Raw genomic sequence first — 14,416 nt, forward strand, 5'->3', positions numbered from 1 at the left:
AGCGGTGCCAGCGACGCTGAGAGCGACCGCATGCCGGTCTTGCTCGTCCGCGGCGACCGCGAGTTTCTCGTCGAACCCGGCGACGAGATGGGGACCGACCTCGGCGTGCTCGAGGTTCCCGACGACGTCGAGTCGGGCGACATTGTCGAGACGCATCTGGGCGACGAGTTCCAGGTGCGTCGACTGCGCGGCCCGGATCTCTTCCATCACTTCGAGCGGACCGGTGCGCCGATGGTCCCCCGCGACATCGGGCTGGTGATCGGCGAGACGGGGATCGCAGGCGGCGACCGGGTCCTCGACGCCGGCACCGGCACGGGCGTGCTCGCGGCGATGATGGCTCGCGCCGGCGCATCGGTGGTGACCTACGAGCGAGATGCCGACTTCGCTGATGTCGCCCGCGAGAACATGTCGCTGGGTGGCGTTTCCGATGCTGTCGATGTCCGAACCGGCGATGTAACTGAGCAGCTTGAGGACCTCGAGCCCGCGTCGTTCGACGTTATGACGCTCGATACGGGCGATGCGGCGACGATGGTCGAACACGCACCCGAGCTGCTCGTTGACGGCGGCTTCGTCGCGGTCTACAGTCCGTTCATCGAGTCGACTCGTGACGTCGTCGAGACAGCCCACGAGGTCGGGCTCGCGGACGTGACCACGCGTGAGACGATCCAACGCGAGATGCAGTTCGACGACCGTGGCTCGCGGCCGTCGACCGCACCCGTCGGCCACACCGGCTACCTGACGATCGCGCGCAACGAGTAACGTAGTCTCTCGCGGTTTCTCTTCGCTCGAGTTCTGGTCCGTACTGGGATTTCCACCAACCGATCGCGGTACCGTTTCAGTAGCAGAATCACTGAGCGGTGGCCGGGAGCGGGCTCCAAGTAACGCGCGGAGCCCGCGACTCGGGGAAGGGCAGGCGCTTTACAGCCGTTCGCCGCGAGCGACCATCGGAAGCGAGCGGGCCGACGACCGACCCATCGGGGAGGGAGGAGTGCTTTTAATCGAAATTTTGCCGAGGCACGTCGCGCTGTGCGGCAGTTCAACTGCCGTCAGCGCGACAGACCGCAGCGCAAAATTTCGTTAGTTGTCGTCCTCGCGCCACTTGTGCTCGCATTCGGTACAGATAAAGAAGCGCGTCTCGGACTCGTCGGCCGAGCGGATCTGTTGCATGTACCAGTAGGCACGGTCGTTGCCACATTCGGGGCAGATGGCGTCGGTTTCGGGCAGCGAGGTCTCCTCGGAGGATTCGATGATCTCGGTGGCTTCCTGGTCTTCGGTGAGCGTGTACTGGGCGGCGTCACCTTTCGGCTTGGTAAAGCCACAGCTGTTGCATTTCCAGATGCCGTCGTCGGCTTTCATCATCGAACCGCATTCGTCGCAGAATTCCATCGTTGTCCGGGCTACGGGCGTCGAGCGACTTAAGGCACCCGTTTAGGTCGCTGTGCGCCCTCTCGCTTCGGAAGGCCTTCATACGGTCTGCTGTCCCGGTTTACCGGTGCAAGCGTCGGACGGGTCGCCATTGTACCGGCACTGCCTGACAGCAGCCCGTATCAGGCGTCGCCTTCCGACTGATACGGCTCTCCGACGGCTTCCCGCGGGAGGACGTTGTTGAGTTCCGTCCAGAGGTCCTCGACTGACTCGAAGCGGTCGCTCCCACTGCGTTCGATGAGCGCTCCCAGGTTTCGCTCGCCGTCGGCCAGGAGGAGCGTGGTATCCTCGAGGGCGGCGGCCGCGCGGTCGGTCGTGATCGGGTACTCGAGGTCCGCGAGGGTGGTCTCGATGCGGCTGAGTTTGACTGCTGGCATGGGTAACGAGACGCCGTCCGGTAGCATGTACTTCTGCGACGATTGTCCGTACTGTCACCGGGACCGCGCCGATTCGTCGAAACTGTAATCGGGTGGGGCCACACAGCTATGATCCATGCGGAGTGTCCTCGAGCGGGTTATTGCGCCGTTTGCCGTGGATCGACGGGTGCTCGCGCTGGCGGGTGCCCGGATGGCAGACGGGATCGGCAACTCGTTTCTGATCATCGTTATTCCGCTGTATGTCACGAGCGGCATCGTCGGCGGGACGGCCTTCGGCCTCGGGGAGTCGCTGATAATCGGGCTGATCCTCTCGTTGTTCGGCTTTCTCAACAGTAGTTTTCAGCCGGTTACAGGCCGACTGTCGGACCGGTTTGGCCGGCGCAAGCCCTTTATTTTGGTCGGCCTTGCCGGGCTTGCGCTGACGAACATCGCCTACGTTTTCGCGGAGACGTACGTCTCCCTGTTAGTCATCCGCGGGCTGCAGGGGGTCAGCGTCGCTTTCATCATTCCCGCGTCGGTGGCGCTTGTCAACGAACTCGCCTCGAGTGGCGACCGCGGCGGGAACATGGGTGTCTACAACACCTTCCGGTTGGTCGGCTTTGGTGCCGGCCCTGCGGTCGCCGGTGCCGTCGTCAATCTCGGCCCGTACACGCTTCCCGGTGGAGTGACGGTCAATGGGTTCGACGCTGCCTTCTACATCGCCACGGTCACGGCGACGATCAGCTACGTGCTGGTGACGGTGCTTGTCTCCGATCCCAAGTCGACGGCGGCGAACGCGGGTGCGGACCTCTCGATCCCGATCCGCGATCGGACGGGGCCGAACCTGCTCGATCCGATCTTCACACTCGGCCTTGCGTCGTTTTTCATGGCCACGGGGATCGCGCTCTTTGCGACCATTCAACCCGAGGTCAACGCTCGGCTCGAGCAGGGTGCGACCTGGTTCGGCCTGCAGTTTGCGGCGTTTATCCTCGCGCAGGTCGCCCTCCAGACGCCGATCGGGCGAGCCTGCGATCGGTACGGCCGCCGGCCCTTTATCGTCGGTGGGATGGTGTTGTTGATCCCGACGACGCTCGTTCAGGGATTCATTCTCTCGTCGATGCTCATGTTCGTTGCGCGGCTGTTTCAGGGTGTTGCGGCCGCGATGGTCTTTGCCCCGTCGCTGGCGCTGGCGGGCGATCTCGCCGGGAAAGGGGAATCGGGGTCGAAGCTCTCAGTGCTCACGATGGCCTTCGGCTACGGGATCGCTGCTGGCCCGCTCTCGTCGGGTGCGCTAGTCGGGTTCGGCTTCAGAGTGCCGTTCGTCTTCGGGTCCGTTCTCGCCGTCTTCGGGGCGATCCTGGTCTACACTCAGGTCGAGGAGACGCTCGAGACGACGGCCCCAGTGCCGGTTTTCGGCAGTGAGTGATCGGAACACGACGGGACGCAACGCAAAAGTAGCGGATACACATACGCTTTCACGATGACGCTCTCGGAGGAGGCCACAGACCGGTTGGCGGACGTAGTGGAGCTACAGCCGACGAAGAACGCCGAGCTGCAGGAGCGCTGGGATATGGACAGTGGCAGCGAGGTCCATCAGTACTTGGAGAACGAACTCGGTGACTACTACTTTCGGGACGACAACAGCCTGATTCGGGCGACCGCCGAAGCGGCTGACCTGGTCGACGTCGAACCGGGCATCGAGAGCGATCCTGACGCCGACGGAATCCCCTCCAAAATCCGCGTCCCCAAGTTGCAAGCCCAGATCGTCGCGGTGTTGGCTGCCCCCGGCGAGCGATCCGAGAGCGTCGTCTCGGTGCTTCACAACCTTCGGGACGAATACGACGTCGACCCCGACGCCGAGGACGTCCGCTCGGGCCTCCAGAGTCTGCGCCGCAAGGGCGTCGTCGAGGTCGAGTACCGCACTGTTCCTACCTTCCGGCTGGCCGTCGAGCGCGACGACCTCGAGGTCGCCGTCGCCGAGTAAGTTCGTCACCTCCGATTGTGGCTGCCGGCTGCGTTACAGATCCGGCCGTCGACGACGGCGACGCTCGGCGAGCAGTTGTTGGAGCCGTTTCCCAGGACCTCCTTCGATCGGCCAGCCACGAGTGCGCCAGACCGGCGGCTCGGGTTCAAAGTGAGGACAAGAGCCGGCACATTCCCTTGCCGTCTGGCACCGACCGGTGGCAGCACAGTAGGACAGCGCCTGCTGGCCGTCTCGAGCGCACAACTGGAAGTGCCGGCAGTCGGGACGCATCGTCTCGACGAAGGAGCGCCAGCCGCGTTCGTAGGCGCGTTCGGCGATCGCGAGCCGTGTGTCGGCTTTCGTCTCGGAATCGACGTACTCGAACCGGGCCGCCGATGCGTCGCGAGCGCTGCCGTCGGGGCGCTCGAGAATTCTCGTTCCCGGTTCGTCGACCGCCAGCGTTCGGGGATACCAGGCGACGTCGGCGGTCAGGCTCTCGGGCTCGAGCGTAAGAATGCCCGCTTCGACCGGCAGATCCTCGAAGAGTGCGGGTTCGACGGTCTTGTCCGTCTGTCGGGTCGCGACCCAGACCTCGTCGGCCAGCCCCATGGTGACGTCGTACTCGAGTTGTGAGCCGAGCGCGCGGGCGGCGCTGGCATCGAGGGCCGGTTTGTTCTCGATCGCGACGATCCGCTCGAGCCAGTCGGGATAGACCCACTTGCGGCGGATCTCGATACGGTTGCCCGACTTTCGCGTCTCTATAATCCCGCGGTCGTCGGCGCGGTGGATCGCCTCGCGGACGTACCGCCACGGGTAGCCGGGATGGGGGAGCGCGTCGCGGTAATAGGTCCACTCGGTGGGGGCGTTTCGGACGATGTGGAGGAGATCGCTGTCGAGTCGGTCGGGACCGAATCGGGCGCGGCGACGGAGGGCATCTGGATCGCACTCGAGAACGATGGTGTCCCAGCGGCGGCGCTTGGTGCCGAGCTGACGGGCAACGACGGTCGCGGTGTCGTCGCCGGCAGCGGTTGCTGGCGGCCACGCCAGTTCGGCCCATCGGCAGGCCCGTAACTCGAATCCGAATTCGTGTCCGGGGTCGCGCTGCACTGTTCACGATAGGGTCGGGACCGACATGTGTACTACGGTGTGTTCATTTCGGCTTCGACGCGTCGCTGTCGGGATCGAGCCACCAACGAAACCGAAAGCGGCATTCGACCGAAGTCGATCCGGCCTCAGAACGTGGTGGGTGTCGAAGTCGACCGCGACGTTCCGCTCGTGGTGGCTGTCGCGAACGCATGGCCGAACATGCGGAAAATCGCGACGTTCGCATAGAACCCAATGAACGGCACGAGTAACGCGCCGACGACGGTAAATACCAGAGTAGAGTTGACGATCATGAGCACGACGGCCACGGCCATCGGAAAGAGCGCCGCCAACAGATAGTCGGTGCTCAGCAGGACGGGCTTGATCGCGCTCATGTCGAACGCTGCGCTGATCGACCCTTCGCGAGCATAGTTGGTCAGCCCCGCGGGAACGATGTAGTAGATGATCAGCATCAGTGGAATGCTTGCAAAGACTGTCATGAACCCGATACCGGCGATCAGTCCACCACCATCACCGCCAAGCCCTAACCCAACGCCGATCAAGCCGAATACGACCACCGAATAGATGGTCGTCGGCACGATCGCATACGCCAGTCCGATGACCGTCCCGGCCAGGCCCTTCACGAAGAGGTCGCCCCACTCAGTGAACTTCGGTGGGTTCTCGTCGCCGGCAACCGTCTTCTCGAGCACCTGGATCCAGTAGCCGGTCAAGAGAATCGCAGGAAACAGCAACACTGAGAGGAGTACGAGTCCGCCACCGATCAATATCCGTCCGACCCAGTCGCCCCGAACCGGATATGAGAGTCCATCTTCTAACATGTCTCGTTCACAACCAGTGGACTCATTGGCGATAAGAAACACTTTCGATGAGAGGAGAGTACGGAGCGGTAGCGAGTTCCGTGCTGAGTAGTGACGTGGCTAATCAGCAGCGCTACTATCGGTGGTCCAATGAGGTTGCAACTGCGGACGACAGCGACGATCAGGACACCAACTTGTCCGATGTCGGCGTCGCGGTATGAGCCGTCGTCACCCTACTCTTCCTCGTCCTCGAGTTCGTCTAAGAACTCGTGGGCGTCCTCCAAGATCTCTCGTGGTCCGTCCTGCGTGACGGTGTTGATCGCCTGTTCGTAGTCGCGCCACTGGAGGTCGCGGTGTTCGTTTGAGAGTTCCGCGCTGGCCTCGAACGATTTCGCAATAAAGAGGTGAACGGTCTTGTGAATCGTCTTGCCGTTCGCCTCGAAGACGTAGTCGTAGTCCTTGCGAAAGCCGTCGAGGAGCCGGAACTGTTCGATACCTGCCTCTTCCTTTACTTCGCGGATCGCCGTCTGCTGTAGCTCTTCATCTCCTTCGACACCGCCCTTGGGAAACTCCCAATCGCCTGGGCGGCTCTTGAGTAGAAGATACTCGCGCCGGCCCCGCGTATCGCGGAAGAGGATCGCGCCTGCGCTCGTAGCTTCGACTGCCATTAAGTAGGCTAACAGATGCGACGTTAAGAGAATATCGGACTGTTCGTCCAGCGTATGCTGATTGTGGGCGTGATTTTCACGCCATCACCGGCCGATCGACCGCAGTCGTTCACCGGGCCTGATCAGTATCGACCGATCTCAGCAACTTTTTACGCGCCCACCGTCGATCTATTCGACAGCACCAGCCATGACCTTCGTCACCCGTCTGACGCTCCAGAGCGGCGATCGCGCCGCACTCGATGGTATCGTCGAGGACATCAAAACCACCGCCGAGCGAAAGGGCGCAGCACTCAAAGGCCCCCACTCGCATCCGCCGGAGCGACTCTCGGTTCCCCAGCGCTGCCGACTCCACGCCGACGACGATCGGCGGTTCTCCTCGTGGGACTACACCGTCTTCACTCGTGAACTCGAGATCCACGGTCACGACAATCTCGCACGCAATATCGCATCGCAGAACTTCCCCGATTCGGTCCATATCGAGGCCGAAGTCGAACAGATCCACGGCGCTGGCCGCGGGAACTGATCACAGTTTTTGAGTCGTGACGAGTCGCCGCCAGAGCTTTTTATTAGTCTCGCGGAGAGTGTACCATGACCGCGGACGACCTCGTAACCCTCCGGCGAGACCTGCATCAGCGACCCGAGCCTGCCTGGCGCGAATTCTATACGACTGCACGGATCGTCGACGAACTCGAGTCGCGCCTCGGCGACGACCTCGATGCCCTCCACGTCGGACCAGAGGCGATCGCGGGCGACCACCGGCTGGCAGTGCCCGACGACGCGGAGCTGACCCCCTGGTACGAGCAGGCCCACGAGACGGATGTCGATACTGCCACGCTCGAGCGACTCGAAGGCGGCTACACGGGTGCCGTCGCCGTCATCGAACGCGGCGAGGGGCCAACCGTCGGCCTGCGCGTCGACATCGACGGCCTCCCACGACCCGAATCCGAGGAACTGTCCCACAAGCCCGCCGCAGCCGACTTTCGCTCCGAACACGACGGCGCGATGCACGCCTGCGGCCACGACGCCCACGCGACGATCGGAATCGGCGTCCTCGAGCGAATTGCAGACAGCGATTTTGCGGGCACCCTGAAGGTGTTCTTCCAGCCCGCCGAGGAGGTCGTCGGCGGTGGCAAGTCGATGGCCGAAAGCGAGCATATCAGAGACATCGACTCCCTGCTCGCGATGCACATTGGCCTCGACCACCCGACCGGCGAGGTCGTCGCGGGGATCGATGGCTTTCTGGCGGTTTCGCATCTCGAGGCCGAGTTCACGGGCGAATCGGCCCATGCTGGCGGCCATCCGGAACAGGGCCGTAACGCCGTGCAGGCGATGGCAACGGCCGTCCAGAACCTCTACGGCATCCCACGGCACAACGATGGGAAGACGCGGGTCAACGCGGGCGTCGTCGAGGGTGGCAGCGCCGCCAACGTCATCCCTGACGAGGCCCGCATCGTCGCCGAAGTGCGCGGCGAGACGACCGATCTGATGGAGTATATGAAACACCGCGCCGAGCAGGTACTCCGGAGTGCCGCCGAAATGCACGACTGCGAGGTGTCGATCGAGACCGGTGCCGAAGCACCCAGCGCGAGCAGCGACGACGAACTCGTTTCGATCGTGGCTGACGTGGCCGGCGAGACGGCGGGCGTCGAGCGCGTCCTCGAGCGCGACGAACTCGGCGGCAGCGAGGACGCGACCTATCTGATGCGAGCGGTCCAGGAACGCGGCGGCAGCGCCTGCTACGTCGGTGTCGGTACTGATCACCCCGGCGGCCACCACACTGCCACGTTCGACGTCGACGAGGCGAGCATCGGTCACGGCGTCGACGTGTTGGCCGGGACGATCGAGCGGCTGAGCCGGCGGGCGAACTGATATCGACAATCCGAACAGTCTTCATCATCGAACCGAACCACGTGACACGATGGTCGGTCGATCAAGGGGCGACGACTCCGTCGACACGCACTGGCGGGGCCATCATCGACTGCTCGAGGTGAGCCGGTCGTGAAGAGAACCCGCGTGCGGGCCGCCCTCTGGGGGCGCATGGCGGTCTCGGTGGGGTTCCTCGTGCTCGCGATGGGACTTCTCGTCGCCATCGAGGTCGTGTCGATCGGTCTCGCGTCTGGAGTGGCGATATCCCTTCCTTACCTCGTTTTTACGCTCGCACTCGGGAGTTCGTCACTCGCCGTCGTTCCCACCGGCGTCGTCTATGGCGGGCTGGCACTCGCGGCGGGCTGTGCCGTTCGCGTGGTCCAGAGTGAACCAGCTCCCACGGAGACGGCGATCGAAGTCGCCGCAGTAACGTATCTGCTGGTGATGCTGTCGTCGATAGTCGCGACCGGGTATCTGCTCGTCTCGGTCCTAGGGGGTTCGCTCAGAGCGGCGATACTCGTCTGTGGGGTCCTCGTCGCTGCTGTCGTCGTTAGCTGGCTCCTCTACGCGGCGGTCGACTGGTCGAACGCGGACGAGACGGAGCGCTCCGGGTATTCGGTGCATGAGCCCACGACCGTGGCGGCCGACGAGCCCGTCGGGATCACGACCGAAATGCGCAGCGTGCTCGAGGGGATCGGCGAGCTGACGGATCGACCGGCGTCCGGCTATTTTGGTGTCACGCTCGCAGGCGTCGTCGTCCTCGGTCTCTGTTTCGCTGCCGCGACGGTCGTTCCGACGGTCTATCACCTCCCGGGACTGGCGGCAGTCGGCAGCCTCTGTATCGTCGGGCTACACATCGGTACCACGATTCGGTCCGAATACGCCGGCGAGAGCGCAGTGCTTCGCGATCTCGAGCGGGGTGAGCGACGCGAGTCGCGAGCCACGGCCACGACCAGGGCGGATGACCACGATCTGGCGACCCTTCAGGCGACGGTCGGCCGGCTCGCGGCCCAGGCCGACGTTCCCACGCCGACGGTTCGCATTGGCTCGAGTGCCACCCCGCGGGCCATCACGGTCGGCTACCGACCCGCGACGTCGACGGTCGTGGTCTCCCGTGGGCTGCTCGAGACCCTCGATGACCGGGAACTCGAAGCGGTGCTCGCACACGAACTCGCACACGTCGTACACCGGGATGCGGCCGTGATGACCTTTCTCGCCCTTCCCGCGGCGAACGCGAGCGCAACGGTCGATCGCCACGTCGCGAATCCGGTCCTCGCGATTCCTGCAGCCGTCACGTACGCGGTGAGCCGGTGGTGTGTCGCCCTCGTCTCGAGCTATCGGGAGTACGTCGCTGACGACGGTGCCGTCGCGATCACTGGCGATCCGGCCGCCCTCGCGAGTGCGCTCGAGACGCTCGACGCCGAACTCGAACGGCGGCCTGCGACGGATCTGCGCGACCACCGGTCTACCGCGGCGTTCTCGATCGTCCCGCCGCCGTGGGAGGAGCACCGCTTTTTCGACCGGACCCGGCGGGTCATCGCTCGGGGAATCTTCGGGACACACCCCGACACCGAAACACGGATCGACCGGCTCAGAACTGCCGTCGACGGGCGTGACTGAACGGTCTCGATACCGGGTCACGACCGACCCTCATCAGGCGTCCATCACGACCTCGAGATCGAACGGCGCGTCGGCGGGGGCCGATTTGGGCTCGAGGTAGCCGACCGCGAAGGCGGTGTAGACGCTACCGGCTTCGGGTGCCACGTCGAAGGTCGCGACCACGTCGCCGTCGTTGGTTTCAGTCGCTGGTCGGACCTCGAGTGTGTAGTCGCCGCCTGGCACTTCGGTCGTCGCCGCCTCGCCGAAGGCCACGTCGTCGAACAAGACCGTCTCGCCGTCACCAACCGTGACATCGACAGCGGGTGCGTCCGGCGAGGCATGCACGAGGCGGACGCGTGCGTTGTCACCCGGATCGCTGATGTCGTCTTCAAGAACTGTCGGTGCAAACGGCTGGTTCGTCTCGCTCAGTTCGCCAAGCGCCGCAATGGTGAACGCCCCGTCCGTGATCTCGAGGTCATCCTCGAACACGACCGTATCAGGGTCACCTGCAGCCGTGATCATCACCGTGTAGGTTCCTGGCGCGAGCTCGAGGTAGTCGCTGACGTCCCGGTAGGGCACATCCTCGAGGATCGTGTCGCCGTCGACGTCTACGTCGACGTTCGGCGCATCCGGCGAGAGGTGCGCGACGCGGACGTTCGCCATTGTCTCGTCGCTTCCGCTCTCGTTCATCTCGTCGTCACTCATCTCTTCTCCCGACCCGTTACCGCCCATCTCGCCGCCGTTGTCACTCCCACCCATACAGCCGGCGAGCGCGATCCCGCCCGCAGTTCCGATCAGTGTCAGTGCCCGTCTTCGTGTGTGGCTCTGTGCCATGCAACCTGGTACTTGATGCATCGGAAAAGCGAAATTCCCTAACGGAGTAGGGGTATTTCCACAGGAATTTATAACTCACCGACCAGTAATACTAAATTACTCTGACGTAGCCGTCTCGAGTGACCAGTGGCCGGGAGGACGGCTCGAGCAACGCGAGAGCCGGCTGACTCGGGGGAGGGCAGGTAGCTACCCATTCAGAAACCGCGAGCGAACCCGAAGGGTGAGTGAGCGGCCTTCCTCGTGAACGCAGTGAACGAGGGGTCGGAAGAGCGCAGCTCTTCCGGTGTTTTTGGTCGAGATTTTTTGCCCGGGTTCGAGCGCGGCCGATGGCCGCGCGAGGACCCGGGTAAAAAAGGTCGGTTCTAGTATTTGGGCTCTGCTCCAGTCGTCTCGTAGACCTGTTCCATGATGTCGTCACGGCGTTGTTGCCAGTGCTCGAGTGCGGCGGGGTGGTGGGGATACCCTTCGTAGAGCTCGAGTAGGTCGTCGGCCCGGCGTTTGGTCTGGAAGAGCGTCCAGATCGTCCCCCAGTGGCCGCGGCTGTTGAGCAGGCTTTCGATGGCGAGTTTCGGGCCGAGACTCGTACTCCCCGAGTACAGCGCCTCGGCGAGTTTCTCGCCGGGTATCGCGGCGAGCAGTCCCATCAGGTCGTCGACGTCGACGGCCGTCGAGAGGATGTTGTAGACGTCCAGCGCGGCGTAGCGTGCGCCGAAGTGGTCCATGACGCGCTCGTTGTATTCCCAGAGGGCCTTCTCGCTGACGTCGCCGGTCTCGATCGCCTCGATCGCGGCCTCGCCGGCGTACTTGCCGCCGTAGGCGGCCCCGGCGATCCCGCCGCCGGTCGTGGGGTTGACGTGACCGGCGGCGTCACCGATAGCCATGTAGCCCGGATGGACGGCCGAATCGTAGGGCCGTCTGGTGGGGAGAGCTGCGCCGAGTTTGTCCTCGACCTCGGCATTCCGGAACTCGGGGCGGGTCTCGAGGTCGCGTTTGAGGTCGTCGACGAGTTTCATCGGCTCTTCGGTCATCTGGAAGCCCAGGCCGGCGTTGATCTCTGTCTCCGTGCGGGGGAAGTACCAGAGATAGCCTGCGGCCCGTTCGGTCGGCTTGAAAACGAGCGCGTCGTCCCACTCGACGGGCTCGTCGACGTGGACGATCTCGCGGTAGGCAGAACAGAAGTGCGTATAGTTAACGTTCGTATCGAACGCGGAGGCCGAGAAGTCGACGTGATCCTGGAGGACGGACAGCGAGCCCGCGGCGTCGATGACGATGTCGGCCTCGTAGGTGAGCGGCTCGCCGTTTCGGATCGCTTCGACACCGGTGACGCGACCGTCGTCATCCTGAATGACGTTTTTGACGACGGTGTCATACTGGAAGTCGACGCCGACGTCGCCGGCCCCGTCGATGATCCGGCGGCCGTACTCCCAGCGGTCGATGACGGCCAGTTCGCCGGGGATCGGAATCTCAAGGACGGTATCCTCCTGTGGGATCTCGAAGCGACCGTGATCGACGCCCGTATTCGTAAAGGCGGGCTCGAGTTTCGACTTCGGGATCGCCTCGGGGAAGCTGTCGGCACCCTTCAACGCGTCGCCGCAGGCGATGTGGCCCGCTTCGGATTCGGGCTTTCGCTCGAGGATGACAACGTCGTACCCTTCCCGTGCGATGGTCGCTGCGGCGTAGCACCCTGCCGTTCCGGCACCGACGACGACCACGTCCGGCGACTTCGTCTTCGGCGTCGTGGCGGCCGACTGCTCCTGCGTACTCATATCAACACTGTGGACGCCGCGGTAAGAAAACGTTTTATCAAGCGGCTGGCCGCGATCTGGGGCTGCTTCGGTGGCGAATCTGCGTGTTGGAAGCGGCCGGTTCGCTCCGCTGGAGTGAAATAAAGAGTTTTAGTGAGGTCCGCCGTACCGAACCGTATGACTGAGTATACGGTCGAGTTCGTCGGGACGGGTGAGACGATTACCTGTACCGACAAGGAGACGATCCTCAGCCGGTGTCTCGAGGAGGGGATCGCTCAGGAGTACTCCTGCCGAGTGGGGATGTGCCTGGCCTGTTCTGCCGAAATAGTCGAAGGTGAGGTCACCCAACCCGCCGCCCGCGGCCTGACCGAAGCAGAAGCCGAAAACTACGCGCTGACCTGCATGGCGCGCCCACAGTCAGATCTGAAACTCGACCGTGGCAAATATCCGCCGAGCATCGAGGACGATCTCGAGGCCGATAGCGGACGCGACGGTGCAGTCGCCGACGACTGATACGGTTTGCTGTACCGATTTACCGGTGCAACCGCAGGGTGGTCGCGGTTGCACCGGCAATGACTGACAGGAGTCCGTCTGAGACCCGTCGGTTGGACCACGTTCTCGGCGGTTCACACGACGGATAGCGGGTGTGCCGGCACTGACAGCGGTTCATCTCGAAGCGTGGCGACTGGGCGACCGAAGAGAGCGCGAGAGAAACGCGGAGGCTGGGACTCGAATCGCCGACGCGGCGCGCTCAAGGCGCGATTACTCGACGAAGTCGATGTCGTCACCGCCTGCTCCCGCGGGCTGGACGGCTTCGCCGTCCTGACGACCGTAAATCTGGGGCGACTCGACGCCCGTGACGACGATCATCGTCCGCATGCTGCCCTCGAGACTCTCGTCGATCGAGGTCCCCCAGATGATGCGGGCGTCGGGGTCGATCCGGTCGTAGATTTCCTCGACGACGCCTTCGGCTTCCTCGATGGCCATGTCGTTGCCGCCGGTAACGTTGACGAGTGCGGAACTCGCACTGGAGATATCGACGTCTAGCAACGGCGAGCGAAGCGCGGTTTTGACCGAATCTTCGGCTTTGGCTTCGGAGTCGGCTTCACCGAGGCCGATCATGGCGACGCCACCTCGTTCCATGACAGTACGCACGTCGGCGAAGTCTAGGTTGACAAGTCCGGGTTTCGTGATGAGTTCCGTGATGCCCTTGACGCTCCGCATCAGGACCTCGTCGGAGACCTTGAACGCCTGGCGGACGGGCAGTTTGCCCACTGAATCGAGCAGGCGGTCGTTGGGGACGACGATGACGGTGTCGGAGACATCGCGCAGGCGCTCGAGGCCGGCCTCCGCGTTGGTTCGGCGGACCTCTCCCTCGGCGGTAAAGGGCGTCGTGACGATCGAAATCGTGAGTGCGCCAGCCTCGCGGGCGGCTTTGGCGACGACGGGCGCAGAGCCGGTGCCGGTGCCACCACCGAGCCCGGCCGTGACGAAGACCATATCGGAGCCGTCGATGGCATCGTAGATGTCCTGCTGGCTCTCGAGGGCGGCTTCTTCGCCGACCTGGGGCAGGGAGCCAGCCCCGCGGCCGCCGGTTTTCTCCTCGCCCATCAGGATCTTGGTGTCGGCTTCGATCTCGACCAAGTGCTGGACGTCGGTGTTGGCGGCGACGAGTTTCGCGCCGTGGATCCCCTCCTCGTGCATACGGTTGACAGTGTTCCCGCCGGCACCGCCACAGCCGACGACCGTGATGTCGGTCTGGAGGTCCTGGAGAACGTCTTCCAGTTCGTCGTCGGTCATCGTCCCGGTCTGTCGGCCGTCCGACGACCCGCCGCCGGACGACTGCCCGTCCTGGGGCGCGTCGTCGGGAGCCGTGGCCGCCCCGTCTTCGGCCTCGTCGATTGCGTCGTCGATGAGAGAGTCCATTCTTGCTCCTGTCTAAACAATGGAGCATAATTACCTTTCCCCTACACGTCAGCCGCCTGTCTGACACGTTCGGACGATCGTACGGATCTCATTGCGTGAACGTCGAATCCACGAGCAGCACTCGAGTAATACG

15 protein-coding genes are annotated in these 14,416 nt (G+C 63.8%); 7 read left to right on the forward strand and 8 right to left on the reverse strand.

Translation table 11 applies throughout. From position 1 onward, the window contains the following. Positions 1-30: 30 nt before the first annotated feature. Positions 31-759, forward strand: coding sequence for a methyltransferase domain-containing protein (locus BDK88_RS06715; RefSeq protein WP_130499815.1), 729 nt, complete (start codon positions 31-33; stop codon positions 757-759). 318 nt (positions 760-1,077) lie between these two features. Here BDK88_RS06715 and BDK88_RS06720 read toward each other — a convergent pair whose 3' ends face one another. Further along, positions 1,078-1,386: a transcription factor S gene (locus BDK88_RS06720; protein ID WP_130499709.1), complete on the reverse strand. Its 309-nt coding sequence runs from the start codon at positions 1,384-1,386 to the stop codon at positions 1,078-1,080. Between the two features lie 161 nt (positions 1,387-1,547). Continuing rightward, positions 1,548-1,802: a DUF5789 family protein gene (locus BDK88_RS06725; RefSeq protein WP_130499710.1), complete on the reverse strand. Its 255-nt coding sequence runs from the start codon at positions 1,800-1,802 to the stop codon at positions 1,548-1,550. A 115-nt stretch (positions 1,803-1,917) separates the two neighbouring features. On the opposite strand from BDK88_RS06725, the gene BDK88_RS06730 reads away from it, so the two are divergent. Then, positions 1,918-3,207, forward strand: coding sequence for an MFS transporter (locus tag BDK88_RS06730; protein WP_130499711.1), 1,290 nt, complete (start codon positions 1,918-1,920; stop codon positions 3,205-3,207). A gap of 54 nt (positions 3,208-3,261) precedes the next feature. Beyond that, positions 3,262-3,765, forward strand: coding sequence for a DUF5797 family protein (locus BDK88_RS06735; protein ID WP_130499712.1), 504 nt, complete (start codon positions 3,262-3,264; stop codon positions 3,763-3,765). A 33-nt stretch (positions 3,766-3,798) separates the two neighbouring features. On the opposite strand, the gene BDK88_RS06740 is transcribed toward BDK88_RS06735, so the two are convergent. The 3 genes from BDK88_RS06740 to BDK88_RS06750 form a co-directional block, all read right to left on the reverse strand. Beyond that, positions 3,799-4,851, reverse strand: coding sequence for a DUF5787 family protein (locus BDK88_RS06740; RefSeq protein WP_130499713.1), 1,053 nt, complete (start codon positions 4,849-4,851; stop codon positions 3,799-3,801). 125 nt (positions 4,852-4,976) lie between these two features. After that, on the reverse strand, positions 4,977-5,666 hold the full coding sequence (locus tag BDK88_RS06745) for a DUF4013 domain-containing protein (protein ID WP_130499714.1): 690 nt from the start codon (positions 5,664-5,666) through the stop codon (positions 4,977-4,979). 212 nt (positions 5,667-5,878) lie between these two features. Beyond that, positions 5,879-6,313, reverse strand: coding sequence for a bis(5'-nucleosyl)-tetraphosphatase (locus BDK88_RS06750; protein ID WP_008009207.1), 435 nt, complete (start codon positions 6,311-6,313; stop codon positions 5,879-5,881). A 187-nt stretch (positions 6,314-6,500) separates the two neighbouring features. Here BDK88_RS06750 and BDK88_RS06755 point away from each other — a divergent pair, with 187 nt between their 5' ends. From BDK88_RS06755 to BDK88_RS06765, 3 genes are all read left to right on the forward strand, one after another. Further along, entirely contained in the window at positions 6,501-6,836 is a 336-nt protein-coding gene (locus BDK88_RS06755; protein ID WP_130499715.1) for an uS10/mL48 family ribosomal protein, read from the forward strand. 65 nt (positions 6,837-6,901) lie between these two features. Then, positions 6,902-8,182 carry an amidohydrolase gene (locus BDK88_RS06760; protein WP_130499716.1) on the forward strand — a complete coding sequence of 427 codons (1,281 nt, stop codon included), beginning with the start codon at positions 6,902-6,904 and terminating at the stop codon, positions 8,180-8,182. Between the two features lie 129 nt (positions 8,183-8,311). Then, entirely contained in the window at positions 8,312-9,799 is a 1,488-nt protein-coding gene (locus tag BDK88_RS06765; RefSeq protein WP_242611613.1) for a M48 family metallopeptidase, read from the forward strand. A 33-nt stretch (positions 9,800-9,832) separates the two neighbouring features. Here BDK88_RS06765 and BDK88_RS06770 read toward each other — a convergent pair whose 3' ends face one another. Next, the gene (locus BDK88_RS06770) at positions 9,833-10,612 is read right to left on the reverse strand and encodes a DUF4397 domain-containing protein (protein WP_130499717.1); all 780 of its coding nucleotides are present in this window, start codon (positions 10,610-10,612) and stop codon (positions 9,833-9,835) included. Between the two features lie 362 nt (positions 10,613-10,974). Beyond that, positions 10,975-12,378, reverse strand: a complete 1,404-nt coding sequence (locus tag BDK88_RS06775) for a geranylgeranyl reductase family protein (protein ID WP_130499718.1) — start codon at positions 12,376-12,378, stop codon at positions 10,975-10,977. Between the two features lie 156 nt (positions 12,379-12,534). Between BDK88_RS06775 and BDK88_RS06780 the strand changes: the two genes are divergently transcribed. After that, positions 12,535-12,870: a 2Fe-2S iron-sulfur cluster-binding protein gene (locus BDK88_RS06780; protein ID WP_008009217.1), complete on the forward strand. Its 336-nt coding sequence runs from the start codon at positions 12,535-12,537 to the stop codon at positions 12,868-12,870. 249 nt (positions 12,871-13,119) lie between these two features. Here BDK88_RS06780 and ftsZ read toward each other — a convergent pair whose 3' ends face one another. Further along, a complete protein-coding gene (ftsZ, locus tag BDK88_RS06785; RefSeq protein ID WP_008009220.1) occupies positions 13,120-14,283 on the reverse strand; it encodes a cell division protein FtsZ in 1,164 nt (387 codons plus the stop codon). Positions 14,284-14,416 lie beyond the last annotated feature (133 nt).

Origin of the sequence: Natrinema hispanicum, assembly GCF_004217335.1 — an archaeon.
Classification (GTDB): Archaea; Halobacteriota; Halobacteria; order Halobacteriales; family Natrialbaceae; genus Natrinema; species Natrinema hispanicum.

Bases quoted from the DNA above. Each gene is read 5' to 3' on its own strand.
- BDK88_RS06755 (WP_130499715.1), top strand. From the start codon at position 6,501: ATGACCTTCGTCACCCGTCTGACGCTCCAGAGCGGCGATCGCGCCGCA.
- BDK88_RS06735 (WP_130499712.1), top strand. From the start codon at position 3,262: ATGACGCTCTCGGAGGAGGCCACAGACCGGTTGGCGGACGTAGTGGAG.
- BDK88_RS06770 (WP_130499717.1), bottom strand. From the start codon at position 10,612: ATGGCACAGAGCCACACACGAAGACGGGCACTGACACTGATCGGAACT.
- ftsZ (WP_008009220.1), bottom strand. From the start codon at position 14,283: ATGGACTCTCTCATCGACGACGCAATCGACGAGGCCGAAGACGGGGCG.
- BDK88_RS06725 (WP_130499710.1), bottom strand. From the start codon at position 1,802: ATGCCAGCAGTCAAACTCAGCCGCATCGAGACCACCCTCGCGGACCTC.
- BDK88_RS06715 (WP_130499815.1), top strand. From the start codon at position 31: ATGCCGGTCTTGCTCGTCCGCGGCGACCGCGAGTTTCTCGTCGAACCC.
- BDK88_RS06760 (WP_130499716.1), top strand. From the start codon at position 6,902: ATGACCGCGGACGACCTCGTAACCCTCCGGCGAGACCTGCATCAGCGA.
- BDK88_RS06750 (WP_008009207.1), bottom strand. From the start codon at position 6,313: ATGGCAGTCGAAGCTACGAGCGCAGGCGCGATCCTCTTCCGCGATACG.
- BDK88_RS06720 (WP_130499709.1), bottom strand. From the start codon at position 1,386: ATGGAATTCTGCGACGAATGCGGTTCGATGATGAAAGCCGACGACGGC.
- BDK88_RS06730 (WP_130499711.1), top strand. From the start codon at position 1,918: ATGCGGAGTGTCCTCGAGCGGGTTATTGCGCCGTTTGCCGTGGATCGA.
- BDK88_RS06745 (WP_130499714.1), bottom strand. From the start codon at position 5,666: ATGTTAGAAGATGGACTCTCATATCCGGTTCGGGGCGACTGGGTCGGA.
- BDK88_RS06780 (WP_008009217.1), top strand. From the start codon at position 12,535: ATGACTGAGTATACGGTCGAGTTCGTCGGGACGGGTGAGACGATTACC.
- BDK88_RS06775 (WP_130499718.1), bottom strand. From the start codon at position 12,378: ATGAGTACGCAGGAGCAGTCGGCCGCCACGACGCCGAAGACGAAGTCG.